The following is an 18,253-nucleotide window of genomic DNA, read 5'->3' as shown; positions in this document are numbered from 1 at the left end:
TGGGTTCAGTGACGGTGTTCGCGGGTGACCCCGGCGTCGTAATGGCTGACCACTTGCTGCCAGCCGGCGGCGATCAGCGCGGTCTGGCCCAGGTCGTCGGGAAGGACGGCGGCGCTGTCGCGGCGCAGCCACACGTCTACTGCGGCGCTGCTGGTATCGGGCAGGATCATCAGGAAGCTGCCCGCCACCTGCGGCGCCTGGCTGCGGCCCAGGTAGGCGCCGGTCGGCAGCCACTGCCACTGGTGGCTGCCACGGCTCTGGCTGCCGGCATCGGCCACGAAGGGCGGCAGGCCTTCCTCGGCCAGAGCCTCGACGCTGGGCGTGGCGGCGCTTTCTTCGCGCAACAACTGGATTTCGTCGAATGCCACGCGCAGGTCGGTGTAGATACCTTGTTCGGCAGCAGTGAGGTCGCGGCGGGCGTCGATCTGGTGGCTGGCGATGGCCTGTTCGTCCTCGCGTTCACCGCGCAGCAGGACCACGCTGGTGGCAAGGGCGACGATCAGCAGGCTGACCAGCAGCACGTAGAGGGTTTCGTGCCCGGCACCGGCCGGGCGCACCACCTGGGTATGGCGCATGGCTGGGCTGCTCATGGTTGCGCGATGTCGGCGTGGTCGACTTCCACGACATGCCCGGGGCCGGCGTCGAACAGCACGTAGAACTCGCCGTCGGGGCGCTTGAAGGTGAGGCTCGAGTCGTCACCGAGCTTGCCGCCGACCAGCACCTGCTCGTCGTAGCCGATCACGTCGAGGGTCACCCCAGGGGCGGCGCTGCCATCGGAAAAGCCACCGGTGCATTTCACCTGGCCGCCCGCGACGTCTTCGCACTCGCACATCGGGTTGTGCGCCAGGGCAGGGCCCGCGGCCAGTACCAGCAAGGGCAGGGCGAGCCTGCGCATCAGGTGTTTCATGGGTTGCCTCCTTGTTTTTCGAGCCAGGCCACGGTGGCCGGCGAAGCCTTGGCCAGGGGCACGGATGCCTGGTGCAGATTGCCGTCCCAGCCTTCGAGGGTGATCCAGATCTGTGCATCGGTGCGGGTGCGCGGCGGTATCGGCAGGTTGGTGACCATGCGGTACGGCGCACCGAAGAAGAGGGTGCCGGCGGTGCGCAGGCTGCGCGGCTTGCCGATACGCAGGTAAACCGCCTTCACGTCATTCACGCAGGCCTTGCACAGCGCCGCGTTGAACAGCTTGAAATGGCCTGCGGGGCCGTCGGCGCGCGGTGCTTCATTGCGCAGTTCGGCGAGATCGAGGCTGTAGGGGCCGACCTGAATGTTGCTGATCGGGTTGGCACCGAGCCCGGCGTCACCGCGGAACAGTTTGACGTCGGCGAAGTACTTGGGCATGAAGCCCAGGGGAATGAGGATCAGCAGGATGTTCAAGTGGAAGCGCCACTTCAGCCACCATCGCTTGAGGGGGCGCGCGGGCAGGGCTTGGGCCTGGCTCATGGGCGGACCTCCAGGGTGGTTTCGCGGGTTGTGTTACGGGCGGTGCTGCGCGGTGCGCGCTCGCCGCGCTTGAGCGCCGCAGCGGTGGCCTGGGCGGTGCGTTTGGTCCAGATCAGCAGGCCGCTGAACACCATCAGGGTCAGGATCAGGCCGAAGAAGAACCAGATCAGCTTGATCGGCAGGCCACCGAAGTCGCCGGTGTGCAGCGGGCGCATGGACTCGGTGACGAACTCCAGGGCCGAGCGGTCGCTGAGCAGGAACTGGCTGTCGACCTGGCGCGTGTACGGATTGACCGAGGCGCTCTGGAACATCAGCGGGTACCAGCCCCGCCCGCCCATTTCGATGTGGCTGTAGGCCGTGGCTGGCAGCGAGACGGAGGTGATGTCCAGGCTCGGGATGGCCAGCCCGGCGATGCGCGCGGCCTCGTCCAGGTCGATGCGTGGCGCTGGGCCGCCATCGACGGACTGCGGCACCTGCTCACGGGCGATCACCGGCACGGTCGGCTCGCTGGAAATAGTGATCTGGTTGTCGAACAGGATCGCCCGAATCAGGAACCAGATGCTGGTAATGGAAATGACCGCGATGAACCAGATCGACCAGACCCCGGCCAGGCGGTGCAGGTCGCCCCAGAAGATGCGTGCCCCATGGCCGGTGCGCACCGGTTTGAAGAAGCCTTTCCAGAACTTCTTGTACACCACCAGGCCGGTGACCAGCGACGCCAGCATCGGCAGCCCGAGCAGCGACACCATGTACCAGCCCCAGCTGAAGCCATTGGTGAACGGTACCAGCCACCAGCCGTGCAGGGCGCGGGTGAAGGCTTCGAAGTTGAAGTCCGGCATCTTGCCCTGGATGGCCCCGGTATACGGGTTGACGTAGAGCATCGGGCTGGAGCCATCGGGGTAGGTGACCTGCGCCGTGAGCGCGAAGTGCGAGCCGTCCGGCTGGCTGAGCGAGCTGACTGCCAGGTCCGGCTCGGCGTTGTGCATGGCATCGAGCACTTGCTGGAAACTCAGGCGTTGGGCGGTGTCGTCGGGCTTGATGGCACGCACGTCGGGGTTGGCCAGCCAGACGATCTCCTGGCTGACCACCGCCAGCATGCCGGTGAAGCAGACGATCAGCACGAAGAACCAGATCGGCAGGGCGAGCCAGCTGTGGACCAGGAACCACAATCTGGACTTGGATTTTTTCGGTGATTTGGCCATCGGTCAGTCTTCTGAAAAAAGGGGCGAACACAGGCCCAACCAAAAAGGGCTGTTATTCAAAAGACGAATGAGAATGAAAATCCTGCTTGATTAAGTGCAAGCAAATGTTTCTGGAGGCGTAAAAGCCGACAGGGCGCTCATGGCGCCCTGTCGGTTGGGGACAGCGTGAATCAGGCGCTGGTCAGGGCCACGGCGGGGTTTGCCTTGCCGTGCTGGCGAGCCAGATCGTGGTACAGCGCCTGGCCGATTTCAGCGGCACGGGAGGGCAGTACCGAAAGCAGGGTGTCGCTAAGGCCGTGGCTGTTCTCGCAGAACCCTTGCAGGTAGACGGACGCCTGCAGGTCCGGGCTGGCCAGTACCCGGTAGTTGCGGTCGACGCTGAAGTCTTCCACATAGTTCGCCAGCGGTGCGAGCAGGTCACGGTGCGAGCGGCGTTCGTAGCCGGTAGCAAGAATCACGGCGTCGTAGCGGTGGGTCTGCTGCTGGCCGGTGGCCAGGTCGCGCAGGGTCAGTTCGATGCCGTCGCGGGTGGCCACCACCGCTTCCACCTGGCGGCGGCACAGCACGTTGTGGCGGAACTGGTGGGCGACCTTCTGCCGGTAGAGGATGCCGTAGATGCGCTCGATCAGGTTGAGATCGACCACCGAATAGTTGGTGTTGTGGTACTCGCCGAGCAACTTGGCGCGCTGATCGGCCGGCTCGTTGTAGACCAGGTCGGTGTAGTTCGGGGAGAAGATCTCGTTGACGAACGGGCTGTCATCGGCCGGCTTTAGGGCGGAGCCGCGCAGCACCATGTCGACCTTGACCGACGGGTAGCTGTCGTTGAGGTCGATGAAGGCCTCGGCGGCGCTCTGGCCCGAGCCGATCACGGCGATGCGCATCGGCTTGCCGGCCGTGCACGGCAGCTTGTTCAGGCTGCTAAGGTACTGGGAATGGTGGAATACCCGAGGATCGTCCTTGAACGCGCTGAATTTTTCGGGGATTTTCGGCGTACCGCCGCTGCCGACCACTACCGAGCGCGTGCGTCGGCTGAATTCCCGGCCTTGGGCATCGCGCGAGACCAGGCGCAGGTGCTCGACGCGCCCAGCCTTCACTTCAGGCTCGATGCGCAGCACTTCTTCGCCATACACCGCCTGGGTGGCGAAATGCTCGGCGGCCCAGCGCAGGTAGTCGTTGTACTCCAGGCGGCAGGGGTAGAAGGTGCCGAGGTTGATGAAGTCAGCCAGGCGCTGCTTCTGGTGCAGGTAGTTGACGAAGCTGTACGGGCTGGTCGGGTTGCGCAGCGAGACCAGGTCCTTGAGAAACGAGATCTGCAGCTCGCTCTGGGTGGCCAGGGTTTCGCCGTGCCAGCGGTATTCCTTCTGCTTGTCGATGAACAGTGCATCGAGGGCGTGACCCTGGCTCTGGGCAAGTTCTTCCAGGGCGATGGCCAGGGCCAGGTTGGACGGGCCGAAGCCCACGCCGATCAGGTCCTTGATAGTTTCTGGGTGTGCAGGCTGGCTCATGGCTGCGATTCCATAATGGGGCGAATGTGGGCGCATGCCGGGAGTCCGGCGTCTGCGCTTGTACATTGGGTGGAACGAGCCAGCGGAAGGGGAATTTACTGCCCGGGAGCCTGCCATTGGGCGGTCGGGCCTAAAGGTTTGCGCGTGCCGGCCGATACGCAGGCCAACTCAAGGACCCATTGCAATGCAGGGAGAAAGACATGGTAGGTATCGCAGCAGTCACCATTAACAACGCCTCGGCCCAGGCGGCAAGCGTTTCCCAGACCAGCGACACTGACAAGACCGAATCGGGCAGCTCGACGCTGCAGGTCGACACTTCGACGCTGCGCGGCGATGGCCAGGCCCAAGGTGCCCAGGGCGCGCAAGGCAGCAGTGGAAGTAGCGAACCGGCACACATCACGCAATTGCGCGAGATGATCAAGAAACTGCAGAAGCAGATGGCCGACGAGCAGAAACAACTGGCCATCCTGATGGCCCAGAAAACCGATGAAACCACCAAGCTGACAGCCGTCACTGCCAAGCAAGCCAGCATCGCCACCCTCAGTGGCGAAATCATGCAGGCTACTGCTCAGTTGCTGGAAGCACTGCAGAAGACCGGTGGCAGCAGTGCCGGTGGAGTGGTCGATACCCAGGCTTGAACGTGGGAGCCGGCAAGCGCGGCTCCCTCAGGTACGGCGCATGCCTGGAAGCGGTGTGCGTCGGCTGGGCGACTACTCTGACGCCACGCGGCCCTTGCTCTGGCGGTCGGACTTGTACTGCATGGCCACCGCTGGTGCCGGCTTGGTCGCACCGGTCTCCAGCCACTGGCGCATGCGGGTGGCGTCAGCGAAGTGGGTGTACTTGCCGAAGGCGTCGAGGATCACCATGGCCACCGGGCGGTTGTCCATCTTGGTCAGCAGCACCAGGCAGTGGCCGGCCTCGTTGGTGAACCCGGTCTTGGTCAACTTGATGTCCCAGTTGCTCTTGTTCACCAGGTGGTCGGTGTTACGGAAGCCCAGGGTGTAATTCGGCTTGCGGAATGCGACGGTCTTTTCGCGGGTGGTCGACAGCTCGCTCAGCATCGGGTACTTGCGCGATGCCATCAGCAACTTGGCAAGGTCATGGGCGGTGGAGACGTTTTGCGTCGACAGGCCGGTCGGCTCGACATAGCGGGTGTGTGCCATGCCCAGGCTGCGGGCCTTGGCGTTCATCGCCTTGATGAAGGCCGGGTAGCCGCCCGGATAATGGTTGGCCAGGGTGGTGGCGGCGCGGTTTTCCGAAGACATCAGGGTGATCAGCAGGGTCTCCCGACGGTTCAGCTCGCTCCCTAGGCGCACACGCGAATACACGCCTTTCATGTCCGGGTTGTTGGCGATGGTCATGGTGAGCATTTCATCCATCGGCAGCTTGGCATCCAGCACCACCATTGCCGTCATCAGTTTGGTCACCGAGGCAATGGGCACTACCCGGTCGGCGCGGCTCGAATACAGTTCCTGGTTGGTGTTCAGGTCAATCAGCAAGGCGCTGCCAGACGCCAGGTGCAGCTTGGACGGGTCGCGTTGGACCTGGGCCGGGGGTTGTGCAGCAGCGGTCGACGGAAGGGTCGCAGTACCTGTGAGCAACAGCAGCAGGCTGAGGATGGACAGGGATGTTTTCACGTTGAGGCTCACTAAAAGTTGGTATGTCGTTGGCTGTGCAAGGGTTTTCCCCCATAAAACCGATGCATTGTGGAGTATGGCCGAAGTGCTGTCGATTGCTCGTTGAGCCGCCCCCACGAAATGAAAAAAGCTTCATGCTGTATCGGTTTTCCTGCCTCCGTTCGTCGCTTTGTCCGGGCAAAAAAAGACCCGCCATGGGCGGGTCGGAAGAGGCGTAGGGAGCAACGCACAGCAAATTCGTTCAAGCGATCAGGCAGTTGGCCTTGAGCTGTTCCGCCAGGGCCTGGGCCGAGGCGCGGGTAGCCAGCGGGCCGCTGACGGCCTCGCCATTGCTTACCAGGTACCAGCAGGCCAACAGGCCCTGCTCACGCAGGGTGGAGGGGACGGCAGTGCCGACGACGGACATGATCTGAATAGTGGCCATAGGGACCTCCTGTGAAACATGGCCCTACCTTACGCAGCAGCCGACACGGTTTGAAATCAACTCGCTCAATAGTGCTCATCAGTTTTATCAACGATTACCAGCGGGGCGGGCCGTAGTACACCGGCGGCGGGCCATAGTACGGGCGGTACGCCGGCGGTGGCGGTGCCGGCACGTAGTACGGCTGGTAGTAGACTGGCTGTGGCGGCGCCTGCACATACACCGGGGGTGGCCCATAGTAGGCGGGCTGTTGTTGCACATAGACGGTGCGGTCGTGGCCGCCATAGACCGTCGCTCCGACCACGGCACCCACCACCGCGGCACCGAGCAGCGGACCCGGGCCATACCAGCCATGACCGCCGCCACCATGGGCAGAGGCTTGCCCGCTGATGGCCAAGGCACCGACCAGCAGGGCGATTCCGGGGAAAAGACGGTTCATGAGACTTCCTCGCAGTAACCCCACGCTTGGGGCCTTGTTACTATGACTCCGGTCTCTGTAAGGCGAGCACAGGGAAACGGTAAAGGTTGTGTAAGGGACGACCAGTGGTTGCCTCTGGTACGCTGAACAAACGATTCAGTCATGAAAAAGGAGCAGGTTATGGCGACAACTCCCAGCAGAGACACTGTTCTGTGCATTTCCCTGGCCGGGCGGCCTGGCTCCTTCGGCGTGCGTTTCCATAATCACCTCTACCAGCAGCTCGGCCTGGTTTACTACTACAAGGCCATGAGTACCGATGACCTGCCGGCAGCGGTCGCAGGCATCCGCGCACTGGGCATTCGCGGCTGTGGCGTGTCGATGCCGTACAAGGAGGCCTGCATGGCGCTGGTCGATGAAATCGACCCGTCGGCGGCGGCCATCGATTCGGTCAATACCCTGGTCAACACCGCCGGCCATCTGAAGGCCTACAACACTGATTACATGGCCGTGCGGCAGCTGCTCGAAACGCATCAGGTCGACCCTGCCACCGCGTTCGCCCTGCGCGGCAGTGGCGGCATGGCAAAGGCCGTGGCCAGTGCCTTGCGCGACGCCGGGTTCGGCGAAGGCATCATCGTCGCCCGCAACGAGCAGGCCGGGCGGCAACTGGCGGATGTCTGCGGCTATCGCTGGGTGGCCGAGCTGGGCGACCTGTGCCCGCCGATGCTGGTGAACGTGACGCCGATCGGCATGGCGGGCGGGCCGGAGGCCGACGAGCTGGCCTTCAGCGAAAATGCCATTGCGGCGGCCGAGCGGGTATTCGATGTGGTGGCGATGCCGGCGCGCACGCCGCTGATCCGGCGGGCCGAGGCGCTGGGCAAGCCAGTGATTACCGGGCTCGAAGTGATTGCGTTGCAGGCCTTGGAGCAGTTTGTGCTGTACACCGGGGTCCGGCCCAGCCGCGAACAGGTTGAAGCGGCGGTAGCGTACGCGCGCGCCGCTCCTGCAACAAAATGACCACCTGGGTCAGAAGGCCTTGTGCCCCTTGTCCAGCTGCTCGTCCACCAATGCCCGGCCATGGGCTAGCGATACATGCTGGGCATTCTCAAGGTCCGAGAAGAACTTCATCGGCATCGACAGACGCTTGCTGGTGTGCCCCTGTGGATCGGTGATCAGGCAACCGGCGGCGTAGGGCAGGGGGGAGTCGGGGTGGGGCATCACGCTGGCGGTGATGGTGTGGTCGCGGTATTCACAGTGAAGAGATTGCATCGTCCTTTACCTCGCTGTGGCATGTGAAGCTGTTACCTTCGTATACCACAGCAAGGGGCCAGGAGTTCCCGGCCCGACGAGCGCGAGCTGACGGCTATCAGCCCTTCAGCTCGGATGGCTGGATCACTTCAACCCAGTAACCGTCCGGGTCCTTGACGAAGGCAAGGTGATTCATGCGGCCGTCCTGCAGGCGCTTCTGGAACGGCACATTCAGCGCTTCGAAGCGAGCGCAGGCAACGCGCACATCCGGCACCGAAATGCAGATGTGGCCAAAACCGCGCGGGTCGGTGTTGCCGTTGTGGTAAGCGAACTGCGCGTCGTTTTCGGTGCCGTGGTTGTGGGTCAGTTCCAGAACGCCGGGGATCGACTTCATCCACTGGTGGCGGGCGGCGTCGTCGGCCGGGATCTGCGCTGGGTCGACCAGGGCCAGGAAGTACAGGCTGAAGGCCGCTTCAGGGAAGTCGCGCTTGTCGACCAGGCGGAAGCCCAGCACGCGGGTGTAGAAGTCCAGCGACTTCTCGATGTCCTTGACCCGCAGCATGGTGTGGTTGAAGACGAACTGGGCAGTGGCGGCGTCTGGCTGCGCAGTGACGCCAGGCAGGGTTTGCAGATCGTGCAGGCTCATGGGGTACTCCAGTGACGGGGCTGGCAACCAGTGCCAGCGAAACAGACAGGGGGCCATGATACGGCAGTGAACCGTTTGCGCAAATAAAAGCGCCCTGCTCGGGGGGAGCAGGGCGCCGGAATTAGAGGCCCGCATGTGCGGGCGCGTGATGGGGTCGCTAGTCCTTTAGCTGTCTCGATACTGCTGCAGCCGTTGTGAAAAAAGTGTGAAGTGGGCGTTGACGTTTCATCATCGCACCCAGCTTTCCACGGTTGCGGCCCCGTACTGTTCTTTCCATGCCTTCAGGCCGCGGTGGTTGCCGCCTTTGGTTTCGATCAGCTCGCCACTGTGCGGGTTTTCGTAGACTTTCACCACGCGCGCACGACGCTGCTGTTTCGGTGCACTGGCAGTGCCGCGGGTAACTGCCTTCGGGTCGAGGATGGCGATGATATCGCGCAGACTTTTGTCATAGCTTTTCATCAGGCCGACTAGTTTCTGCTCGAATTCGATTTCGCGTTTGAGGCCGGCATCCTTTTTCAGCGCCTCCAGTTGTGCCATCTGTTCCTGGAGCGCTTTTTCGGCAGCACGAAACTCTGCAAGTCTGGACACTGTAATCACTCCTGTACGTCTTTCGTGGCAGGGCGCGACGAACATTTGACACGCACTAAACGCCGGCCACGCGGGTGGGTAAATCTGTTCGCTGACATCGAGTGTAGACACTTGCAGGACTTCGGTAAACCGCAAACTTTTATAAGTAAGACGGGAACTTTACAAGTTTTTCGAGCGGTAATTCGTGGGCTTTTACAGGCGCTCTGTCCAGGCCTGTAGACCATGGTCCAATGGCCCGGAACAGAGCGTTTGGGCGATCATTTCAGATGATGATCGGCTGATATTCGGCCGCGACGCATTCGCGTGGCGCAGGTGCGTCACGATTTGTTTTTTCGCCTTTCTTGTGGATGTTCCCTCGCATGTTTTCCCCCCTTCCTCTCGCCCCCGGGCGCCGTGTTGCTGGCCTGTTCCTGTTGTGTGCCGGCGCCCATGCCCAGGCTGCCGGTTTTCTTGAAGACACTACTGCCAAGGTCGAAGCACGCACTGTCTATTTCAACCGGGATTTTCGTGACGGCCACAGCAGTTCCAGCCAGGGTGCGTCAAAACGCGAAGAGTGGGCGCAAGGCTTCATTCTCAATGTTCAGTCGGGTTATACCCAAGGGCCGGTAGGCTTTGGTGTGGATGCACTGGGCATGATCGGTTTCAAGCTCGATTCCAGTCCCGGCGACAGTAACAGCGGTTTGCTGCCGTCTTCCGGCCATGACCCGCGGCATTCTGTCGACCAATACGCGAAGATGGGCCTGGCGGCCAAGGCCAAGGTTTCCAACACGGTATTGAAGTACGGTTCGATGATGCCGGATGTGCCGCTGTTGAAATACAACGATGGTCGCCTGTTGCCGACCGTGTTCCACGGCGCGATGCTGACTTCCGAAGAAGTGCGCGACCTCAAGTTCACGCTGGCGCGCCTGAACAAGTACACCGCACGGGATTCCACTGATCGCCAGGATATTCGCGTGCATTGCAAGAACAAGCGCTATGCCTGCAATATCGAAGCTGACCACTTCGACTTGGCCGGCCTGGACTACCGTTTCAATGATCAGCTCAGTGCCCAGTATCAGGTCGCCAAGCTGGAAAACATCTACCGCCAGCACTTCCTTGGGCTGGTCGGCAATCAACCGCTTGCCGTAGGCAGCCTGTCGGCAGACCTTCGCGTGATCAAGAGCGATGACATCGGCAATGCCCGCGCCGGCGAGATCGACCACCGTGCCTTCAGCGGCATGCTCGGCTACAGCCTGGGTGGCCACAAGATCAGTGCAGGCTGGCAGCGCATGTATGGCGAAAGTGCCATGCCGTACCTCGATGGCAGCAACCCTTATCTGGTCAACTATGCCCAGGTCAACGACTTCGCCGCCGCCCAGGAGCGTTCCTGGCAGCTGCGTTACGACTACGACTTCAAGGCCGTCGGCGTCCCCGGCCTGAGCTTCTTCACCCGCTATATCAACGGCGACCACATCAAGGTTCCGGGCAGCAATGCCGAAGGCAAGGAATGGGAACGCGACACCGAGCTCAAGTACCAGGTGCAGAGTGGAACCTTCAAGGATGTCAGCGTGCGCCTGCGTAACTCCACGTACCGCAGCAACTACGAGCAGTGGGCGCGTGACATGGATGAGACCCGGGTCATCGTCAGCTATAACTTCTCCATTCTCTAGGTCACGGGCCGGGCGGTGCCATGAAAGATTTGCTGCTGATCGGCATTGGCCCGGGCGACCCACGCCAGATTACCGTCGAGGCGGTGGATGCATTGCGCCACGCCACGGTGTTTTTCGTGTTCGACAAAGGCGCGGGCAAGGATGAGCTGCTGCGCTTGCGCAGCGCCATGCTTGAACGTTACCGGCCAGGCGGTGGCTACCGCCTGGTGCAGGTCGCGGACCCGCAACGCGATACCCAGGCCGCTGACTATGCGGGCGCGGTTCACGACTGGCACCGCCAGCGTGCCGCGCTGTATGCCCGGTTGATTGACCAAGAGATGGGCGCTGAGGATATCGGCGCCTTCTTGTTATGGGGTGAGCCAACCCTCTACGACAGCACCCTGCGCATACTGGACCTGGTCCGCGAACGCGGCGTGGCGCTGCGCCTTCAGGTGATCCCCGGCATCAGCAGTGTGCAGGCCCTGGCTGCACGGCATCAGGTCCCGCTCAACCGCATCGGCGAGCCGCTGACCGTGCTGCCCGGCCGGCGCCTGGCCGAGCAGGGGCAGGTGGACAATGTGGTGGTGTTGCTCGACGGCCAGTGCGCGTTCGCCACGCTGGAGGATGCGGCGCTGGTGATCTACTGGGGCGCCTATTTGGGCACTGCGGATGAAGTGCTGATCGCCGGGCCTTTGCAGGCGGTTAAGGCCCGGATTCTCGAGGTGCGCGAGCGGGAGAGGGCGCGCATGGGGTGGATCATGGATACCTATCTGTTGCGGCGCGAGTTGTAGGGCAATTGGCCGGTGTTCAAGACGTACCCAGAATGTCCACCACCTTGTCGCGCAACTGGTCGATGCTGAACGGCTTGCCGATCATGTGCATGCCCTCGGGCACGTGGAGACTCTCGGCATAACCGCTGGCAAACAGCACCGGCAGCAACGGCCGCATCGCACGGGCCTTGGCTGCCAGTTCTTCACCGCGCATGTCCGGCAGGCCCACGTCGGTCACCAGCAGGGCCAGTTTCTGGCTGGCATCCTCGATCACTTTCAGCGCCGCCGTGGCATTTTCCGCTTCTATGGTGCTGTAGCCCAGCTCATCGAGCACTTCGACCATCAGCATACGTACGATGTCGTCGTCTTCGACTACCAGAAGGTGCATGGTGGGTTCCCTGTTAAAAATGGCATGTCCCTACTCTGTGCGCCAGGCAGTGACAGAAGTTCCCGAGGATACCGGCTGTGGCACCTCGATGGAACGATTCTCACACACAGCCTTCAAATACTGGCTAAATGCCCCGCCGCAGCCGCTTAAGCGGGTTAGACTCGCTTGTGGACCGGTGAGCGCAGCGGCCTATAAAAACAGGCTTCAATCGCCACACTTTTCAATGGACTTTTTTTTGCGCGGGCGTTTTCAGATGATTCAAGCAGCCTCGATGGACCAGCAGAGCTTTCGCAAGCTGTTGAGTCGCAATATCGGCTTGCCCCTCGGGGTGGGCCTGCTCGGCGCCGTGGCCTTCGTCGCGGTGATCAACTACCTGCTTTCGGCCATGCAGTGGGTCGAGCACACCGACCGGGTGATCGGCAATGCCAACGAAACGGTCAAACTGTCGATCGACATGGAAACCGGCATGCGCGGTTTTCTGATCACCGGTGACGAACGCTTCCTCGACCCCTACGAAGTGGCCAAGCCGCGCATCCTCGGCAGCCTGCAGAGTTTGCGCAGCATGGTCGAGGACAACCCGCAGCAGGTTGACCGTATCGAGCGGCTGATTGCCCTGCAAAACGCCTGGAACGCATTCGCCGGCGAGATGATCAGCCAGCGGCGCAATGGCGGCGATTATCGCCAATCGGTCGGCAATGGCCGTGGCAAGCGCATCACCGACGAGATCCGTAAGGAGTTCGACGCGCTGATCAGTACGGAACAACAGCTGCGCATGACCCGCACCGAGAAGGTCAGCACGGTTACCGTCACTGCCATTTCCGCGTTCGTATTGCTGATCGTCGGCCTCAGCGCCTTGCTCGCCTACCTCGGCCGTCGCGATCTGATGGCCCTGTCGGGCAGTTATACGGAAAACCTTGAGGCGCAACAGCGCGCCGCCGAACGCCTGGAGCACCAGGCCTGGTTGCGCAATGGCCAGACCCAGCTGGCCGAGCAGGTCTTGGGCCAGCTGACCTTGCCGATGCTGGGTGACAACATCCTGCGTTTCTTCGCAGCTTACCTGGGCAGCGTGGTGGGTGCGTTGTACGTCCGCGACGAACACGGCCGCCTGGTGCGCGTGGCCAGCTATGGCCTGGCGGCCGAGGAGCAAGCCCGCCGGCAAGTGCTGGGCGACCACGATGGCCTGTTGGCCCAGGCCGTGCGCGAAGGGCGCCTGCTGCGCCTGGACAACCTGCCAGAGGACTATTACCACCTCAGCTCCGGCCTGGGCAGCGGCCTCCCGCGCAGCGCCTTGCTGATGCCGTCCCGCGATGACGGCCAGATCAATGGGGTGATCGAACTGGGCTTCCTCCGCCCGTTGAACGAGCGTGACGACGAACTGATGCAGCGGGTCTGTGAGAATCTCGGCATCTCCATCGAAAGCGCCCGTTACCGCCAGCGCCTGCAGGAAGTGCTGGCCGAAACCCAGCAGCTTAACGAAGAGCTGCAGGTTCAGCAGGAGGAGCTCAAGACCGCCAACGAAGAGCTCGAAGAGCAATCACGGGTACTCAAGGAGTCCCAGGCCCACCTGGAAACCCAGCAGGCCGAGCTTGAGCAGACCAATGAGCAGCTGTCCGATCGCACCGAGGCCTTGGACCGCAAGAACGACGAACTCAGCCAGGCCCAGCAAGAACTGCAGGCCCGTGCCGATGACCTGCAGCGCTCGAGCAAGTACAAGTCCGAATTCCTCGCCAACATGTCCCACGAGCTGCGCACGCCGCTCAACAGCTCGCTGATCCTGGCCAAACTGCTGGCCGAGAACGGCGAAGGCAACCTCAGCGCCGAGCAGGTCAAATTTGCCGAGTCCATCTATTCCGCCGGCAACGACCTGCTGAACCTGATCAACGACATCCTCGACATCGCCAAGGTCGAGGCCGGCAAGCTCGAAGTGCGCCCTGAAAACACCCAGCTCGAACGCCTGGTTGAAGGCCTGCGCGGCATGTTCCTGCCACTGGCCGAACACAAGGGCCTGGGCTTCGAGGTCACGGTCGAGGCGCAGGTACCGGCTACCCTGTTCACCGACCGCCAGCGCCTGGAGCAGATTCTCAAGAACCTGCTGTCCAACGCCATCAAGTTCACCGAGCGTGGCCAGGTCAGCTTGAATATCGGCTACCAGGCCGGCAGTGGCATCATCTTCTCGGTGCGCGACAGCGGCATCGGCATTGCCGCCGACCAGCAGCAGGCGATCTTCGGCGCCTTCCACCAGGTCGATGGCACCAGCAACCGCCGCTACGGCGGCACCGGCCTGGGTCTGTCGATTTCGCGTGACCTGGCGCACCTGCTGGGTGGGCAGATCAACGTCGACAGCAGCCCGGGGCAGGGCAGCGTGTTCAGCCTGATCATGCCGGAGCGCTACGAGTCGCAAGGTGGCGAGATCGAGGCGCTGAGCTTGCGGCCAGCCGTCGACAGCTTGCCGCCGGCCCCGCCGATTACCGCGCCGGCAGTGACCAAGCGCCCGGCCCCCACCTTCAGCGATGACCGTGAACGCGCGCCGTTTGGCAACCGTTGCATCCTGGTGGTCGAGGACGAGCCCAATTTCGCCCGCATTCTCTTCGACCTGGCGCACGAGCTGGGCTACAGCTGCCTGGTGGCGCAGAGCGCCGACGAGGGCTTCGAACTGGCCGCGCAGTACATTCCCGACGCCATCCTGCTGGACATGCGCCTGCCCGACCATTCTGGCCTGACCGTGCTGCAGCGCCTCAAGGAGCAGGCCGGCACCCGGCACATACCGGTGCACATCATCTCGGTGGAAGACCGCGTCGAGGCCGCCATGCACATGGGTGCAGTGGGCTATGCGGTCAAGCCGACCAGCCGTGAGGAGCTCAAGGAAGTCTTCGCCCGCCTGGAAGCCAAGCTGACCCAGAAGCTCAAGCACATCCTGCTGGTCGAAGACGATGACTTGCAGCGCGAGAGTATCGCCCGCCTGATCGGCGACGAAGATGTCGAGATCACCGCCGTGGCCATGGCCCAGGACGCCCTCGCGCTGCTGCGCGAGAACATCTACGACTGCATGATCATCGACCTCAAGCTGCCCGACATGCTTGGCAACGAGCTGCTCAAGCGCATGACCGCCGAGGATATCCGCTCGTTCCCGCCGGTCATCGTCTACACCGGGCGCAACCTTACCCGCGAAGAAGAGGCTGACCTGCTCAAGTATTCGCGCTCGATCATCATCAAGGGCGCGCGCTCGCCGGAGCGCTTGCTCGATGAAGTGACGCTGTTCCTGCACAAAGTCGAATCGCAGCTGTCCCATGAACGCCAGCGCATGCTCAAGACCGCACGCAGCCGCGACAAAGTCTTCGAAGGGCGCAAGGTACTGCTGGTGGACGACGATGTGCGTAACATCTTTGCCCTGACCAGTGCCCTTGAGCACAAGGGTGCCATCGTCGAGATTGGCCGCAACGGGCGCGAAGCCATCGAGCGCCTGGAACAGCACGATGACATCGACCTGGTGCTGATGGACGTGATGATGCCGGAGATGGACGGCTTCGAGGCCACCCGCCTGATCCGCCAACAGCCGCGCTGGCGCAAGCTGCCGATCATCGCCGTCACTGCCAAGGCGATGAAGGACGACCAGCAGCGTTGTCTGCAGGCCGGTGCCAATGATTACCTGGCCAAACCGATCGACTTGGACCGCCTGTTCTCGTTGATCCGCGTATGGCTGCCGCAACTGGAGCGAATTTGACTAGCGAGCGCAACACCGACATCGAGATCCGGCTGCTGATCGAGGCGATCTACCTCAAGTACAGCTACGATTTTCGCAACTACTCCGGCGCTTCGATCAAGCGCCGGATCCTCCATGCGCTGCGCCAGTTCGACTGCCTCACGGTGTCGGCGCTGCAGGAGCGGGTGCTACACGACCCGGGCATGTTCATGCAGCTGTTGCAATACCTGACGATCCCGGTCAGCGAGATGTTCCGCGACCCCAGCCACTTCCTCGCGCTGCGCCAGGAGGTGGTGCCGCTGCTGCGCACCTGGCCGTCGATCAAGATATGGATCGCTGGCTGCAGCACCGGTGAAGAGGTGTACTCGATGGCTATCCTGCTGCGTGAAGAAGGCCTGCTCGAGCGCACCATCATCTATGCCACCGACATCAACCCGCTTTCGCTGGACCGCGCCAAACAGGGCATCTACTCGATGCAGAGCATGCGCGAGTATGAAGAAAACTATCGCCTGGCCGGTGGCCGCCGTGACTTCGCCGAGTACTACACGGCGGCCTACGGCAACGCCATCATGGACAATAGCCTGCGCGACAACGTGACCTTCGCCGACCACAGCCTGGCCACCGACAGTGTGTTTTCCGAGACCCAGTTGGTGTCCTGCCGCAACGTGCTGATCTATTTCAACAAGGAATTGCAGGACCGCGCCCTCGGCTTGTTCCACGAATCCTTGTGCCATCGGGGCTTCCTGGTACTGGGCAGCAAGGAGTCGGTGGACTTTTCGGCCTACGGCGAGCGTTTCGAGCCGCTGGTCAAACCTGAACGGATCTACCGCAAATCATGAACGGCGTACGCGCGGTGGTCATCGGTGCCTCGGCGGGCGGCGTCACGGCACTGTTCACGGTGCTCGGATCGCTGCCGGCCAGCTTTGCCATTCCGGTGCTGTGCGTGCTGCACCTGCCGGACGACCGCCACAGCCAGCTGGCCGAGGTGCTGCAACGGCGCTTGCAGCGGCCGGTGCGCCAAGCCTGTGACAAAGAAGCCATCGCCCCGGGGCAGATCTACGTGGCCGGGCCGGGCTATCACCTGTCGGTGGAGGCCGACCTCAGCCTGTCGTTGAGCCAGGAAGAGCCGGTGCATTTTTCGCGCCCGGCCATCGATTTTCTCTTCACCTCGGCGGCTGATGCCTTTGGCCCCGAGCTGCTCGGCGTACTGCTCACCGGGGCCAACGAGGATGGCGCCGAAGGGCTTGCCTACATCAAGAGCAGCGGCGGCCGGACCGTGGTCCAGGACCCCCGCGACGCACAGGTGGCGCTGATGCCGGAGGCCGCTCTGGCCCTGCATCAGCCCGACCTTATCCTTTCTCTGAGCGGTATCGGGCAGTTGCTCGCTACCCTGGAACCCAGCGCATGCTAAGCCACACCCCTGCCAAACTGCTGATCGTCGACGATCTGCCGGAAAACCTGCTGGCCCTCGCCGCGCTGATCCAAGGCGAAGACCGTGAGGTGCACGAGGCGCAGTCGGCTGAAGCGGCCTTGTCGCTGTTGCTCGAGCACGAGTTCGCCCTGGCCATTCTCGACGTGCAGATGCCGGGCATGAATGGCTTCGAGCTGGCCGAGCTGATGCGCGGCACAGAAAAGACCCGCAACATCCCGATCGTCTTTGTCACCGCCGCCGGCCGCGAAATGAACTACGCCTTCAAGGGCTACGAGAGTGGCGCTGTGGACTTCCTGCACAAGCCGCTGGACACCCTGGCGGTGAAGAGCAAGGTGTCGGTGTTCGTCGACCTGTACCGCCAGCGCAAGGTGCTCGACCGCCAGTTGCAGGCGCTCGAGCGCAGCCGCCAGGAGCAGGAACTGCTGCTGGCCCAGCTGCAGGTGGCGCGTGGCGAGCTGGAGCATGCGGTGCGCATGCGCGACGACTTCATGTCGATCGTCGCCCACGAAGTGCGCACGCCGCTCAACGGCCTGATTCTGGAGGCACAGTTGCGCAAGATGCACCTGGGGCGCGGCAACCTCGAAGCCTTCAACCCCGACAAGCTGCAGGCCATGGTCGAGCGCGATGAGCGCCAGATCAACAGCCTGATTCGCCTGGTCGAAGACATGCTGGACGTGTCGCGCATTCGCACCGGCAAACTGTCGCTGCGCCCTAAAACGTTCGACCTGAGCCAACTGGTACGGGGCTTGGTGGAAAACTTCGCGGCTCAGGCCACGGCGCTGGAAACCTCCATCGAACTGCAACGTTGTGAGTCGTTGACGGGAGTGTGGGACGAATTTCGGATTGAGCAAGTCCTGGCCAACCTGTTGTCCAATGCGTTGCGTTATGGCGAGCGACGGCCCGTGCATGTGCAGCTGTTCGAACAGGATGGCATGGCAGCGGTGCAGGTTCGGGATTACGGCATCGGCATCAGCGCCAGCAACCAGCAGCGGATCTTTCAACAGTTCGAGCGTGTGGCCACCCAGCAAGCCAGCAATGGGTTGGGGCTGGGCTTGTACATCTCGGAGCAGATCGTCCAGGCCCATGGCGGGCGGATCCAGGTGGAAAGCGACGTTGGCAAAGGGTCGACGTTCACCCTGCTGTTGCCGCTGGCAGAGGTGAGAGAACAAAACGACCAGCTGCGGGCAACCTCCGCGCAAGCCTGAGGTCACATTGGCCAACTGTAAAGAA

20 protein-coding genes are annotated in these 18,253 nt (G+C 62.6%); 8 read left to right on the top strand and 12 right to left on the bottom strand.

Features of this window, described 5'->3' with window-relative positions; all coding sequences use genetic code 11:
• Window positions 1-5: 5 nt before the first annotated feature.
• The 5 genes from APH28_RS26155 to APH28_RS26135 all read right to left on the bottom strand — a co-directional run bounded on the left by APH28_RS26155 (window position 6) and on the right by APH28_RS26135 (window position 4,150).
• On the bottom strand, window positions 6-575 hold the full coding sequence (locus APH28_RS26155) for a DUF6162 family protein (protein WP_082432401.1): 570 nt from the start codon (window positions 573-575) through the stop codon (window positions 6-8).
• An 11-nt stretch (window positions 576-586) separates the two neighbouring features.
• Window positions 587-907, bottom strand: coding sequence for a hypothetical protein (locus APH28_RS26150; protein WP_060513314.1), 321 nt, complete (start codon window positions 905-907; stop codon window positions 587-589).
• The gene (locus APH28_RS26145) at window positions 904-1,443 is read right to left on the bottom strand and encodes a hypothetical protein (protein WP_060513313.1); all 540 of its coding nucleotides are present in this window, start codon (window positions 1,441-1,443) and stop codon (window positions 904-906) included. The genes APH28_RS26150 and APH28_RS26145 overlap by 4 nt, the downstream gene beginning before the upstream one ends.
• Window positions 1,440-2,645, bottom strand: coding sequence for a PepSY domain-containing protein (locus APH28_RS26140; RefSeq protein ID WP_060513312.1), 1,206 nt, complete (start codon window positions 2,643-2,645; stop codon window positions 1,440-1,442). The genes APH28_RS26145 and APH28_RS26140 overlap by 4 nt, the downstream gene beginning before the upstream one ends.
• 170 nt (window positions 2,646-2,815) lie before the next feature.
• Window positions 2,816-4,150: a lysine N(6)-hydroxylase/L-ornithine N(5)-oxygenase family protein gene (locus APH28_RS26135; RefSeq protein ID WP_060513311.1), complete on the bottom strand. Its 1,335-nt coding sequence runs from the start codon at window positions 4,148-4,150 to the stop codon at window positions 2,816-2,818.
• A gap of 200 nt (window positions 4,151-4,350) precedes the next feature.
• Between APH28_RS26135 and APH28_RS26130 the strand changes: the two genes are divergently transcribed.
• Window positions 4,351-4,788, top strand: a complete 438-nt coding sequence (locus APH28_RS26130) for a hypothetical protein (RefSeq protein WP_060513310.1) — start codon at window positions 4,351-4,353, stop codon at window positions 4,786-4,788.
• A gap of 72 nt (window positions 4,789-4,860) precedes the next feature.
• On the opposite strand, the gene pbpG is transcribed toward APH28_RS26130, so the two are convergent.
• From pbpG to APH28_RS26115, 3 genes are all read right to left on the bottom strand, one after another.
• Window positions 4,861-5,787 (bottom strand): D-alanyl-D-alanine endopeptidase, encoded by a 927-nt coding sequence (gene pbpG, locus APH28_RS26125; protein WP_060513309.1) that lies wholly within the window; start codon window positions 5,785-5,787, stop codon window positions 4,861-4,863.
• Between the two features lie 241 nt (window positions 5,788-6,028).
• Entirely contained in the window at window positions 6,029-6,211 is a 183-nt protein-coding gene (locus APH28_RS26120; protein ID WP_060513308.1) for a hypothetical protein, read from the bottom strand.
• Between the two features lie 94 nt (window positions 6,212-6,305).
• Entirely contained in the window at window positions 6,306-6,647 is a 342-nt protein-coding gene (locus tag APH28_RS26115) for a hypothetical protein (RefSeq protein ID WP_060513307.1), read from the bottom strand.
• Window positions 6,648-6,806: 159 nt separating this feature from the next.
• Between APH28_RS26115 and APH28_RS26110 the strand changes: the two genes are divergently transcribed.
• Complete coding sequence (locus APH28_RS26110) at window positions 6,807-7,640, top strand: shikimate 5-dehydrogenase (protein WP_060513306.1); 834 nt, start codon at window positions 6,807-6,809, stop codon at window positions 7,638-7,640.
• Between the two features lie 9 nt (window positions 7,641-7,649).
• Here APH28_RS26110 and APH28_RS26105 read toward each other — a convergent pair whose 3' ends face one another.
• From APH28_RS26105 to APH28_RS26095, 3 genes are all read right to left on the bottom strand, one after another.
• Window positions 7,650-7,892, bottom strand: a complete 243-nt coding sequence (locus APH28_RS26105; RefSeq protein ID WP_060513305.1) for a hypothetical protein — start codon at window positions 7,890-7,892, stop codon at window positions 7,650-7,652.
• Between the two features lie 97 nt (window positions 7,893-7,989).
• Window positions 7,990-8,517 (bottom strand): lactoylglutathione lyase, encoded by a 528-nt coding sequence (gene gloA / locus APH28_RS26100; RefSeq protein ID WP_060513304.1) that lies wholly within the window; start codon window positions 8,515-8,517, stop codon window positions 7,990-7,992.
• 228 nt (window positions 8,518-8,745) lie between these two features.
• Entirely contained in the window at window positions 8,746-9,105 is a 360-nt protein-coding gene (locus tag APH28_RS26095) for a histone-like nucleoid-structuring protein, MvaT/MvaU family (RefSeq protein WP_060513303.1), read from the bottom strand.
• Between the two features lie 359 nt (window positions 9,106-9,464).
• Between APH28_RS26095 and APH28_RS26090 the strand changes: the two genes are divergently transcribed.
• The gene (locus tag APH28_RS26090) at window positions 9,465-10,754 is read left to right on the top strand and encodes an OprD family porin (protein ID WP_060513302.1); all 1,290 of its coding nucleotides are present in this window, start codon (window positions 9,465-9,467) and stop codon (window positions 10,752-10,754) included.
• Window positions 10,755-10,774: 20 nt separating this feature from the next.
• On the top strand, window positions 10,775-11,524 hold the full coding sequence (cobF, locus tag APH28_RS26085) for a precorrin-6A synthase (deacetylating) (RefSeq protein WP_060513301.1): 750 nt from the start codon (window positions 10,775-10,777) through the stop codon (window positions 11,522-11,524).
• Between the two features lie 16 nt (window positions 11,525-11,540).
• On the opposite strand, the gene APH28_RS26080 is transcribed toward cobF, so the two are convergent.
• Window positions 11,541-11,891, bottom strand: a complete 351-nt coding sequence (locus APH28_RS26080) for a response regulator (RefSeq protein ID WP_060513300.1) — start codon at window positions 11,889-11,891, stop codon at window positions 11,541-11,543.
• Window positions 11,892-12,144: 253 nt separating this feature from the next.
• On the opposite strand from APH28_RS26080, the gene APH28_RS26075 reads away from it, so the two are divergent.
• The 4 genes from APH28_RS26075 to APH28_RS26060 are packed head-to-tail and all read left to right on the top strand — an operon-like array spanning window position 12,145 to window position 18,228.
• Window positions 12,145-15,612, top strand: a complete 3,468-nt coding sequence (locus APH28_RS26075) for a response regulator (RefSeq protein WP_060513299.1) — start codon at window positions 12,145-12,147, stop codon at window positions 15,610-15,612.
• Window positions 15,609-16,430, top strand: coding sequence for a protein-glutamate O-methyltransferase CheR (locus tag APH28_RS26070; protein WP_060513298.1), 822 nt, complete (start codon window positions 15,609-15,611; stop codon window positions 16,428-16,430). The genes APH28_RS26075 and APH28_RS26070 overlap by 4 nt, the downstream gene beginning before the upstream one ends.
• Complete coding sequence (locus APH28_RS26065; protein WP_060513297.1) at window positions 16,427-17,002, top strand: chemotaxis protein CheB; 576 nt, start codon at window positions 16,427-16,429, stop codon at window positions 17,000-17,002. The genes APH28_RS26070 and APH28_RS26065 overlap by 4 nt, the downstream gene beginning before the upstream one ends.
• On the top strand, window positions 16,996-18,228 hold the full coding sequence (locus APH28_RS26060) for a hybrid sensor histidine kinase/response regulator (RefSeq protein WP_060513296.1): 1,233 nt from the start codon (window positions 16,996-16,998) through the stop codon (window positions 18,226-18,228). The genes APH28_RS26065 and APH28_RS26060 overlap by 7 nt, the downstream gene beginning before the upstream one ends.
• The last annotated feature ends 25 nt before the right edge of the window (window positions 18,229-18,253 follow it).

Source organism: Pseudomonas sp. NBRC 111124 (assembly GCF_001320245.1).
Classification (GTDB): Bacteria; Pseudomonadota; Gammaproteobacteria; order Pseudomonadales; family Pseudomonadaceae; genus Aquipseudomonas.
Note: the sequence above shows the minus strand (reverse complement) of the source record. Positions and strands in the feature narration are given on the sequence as shown.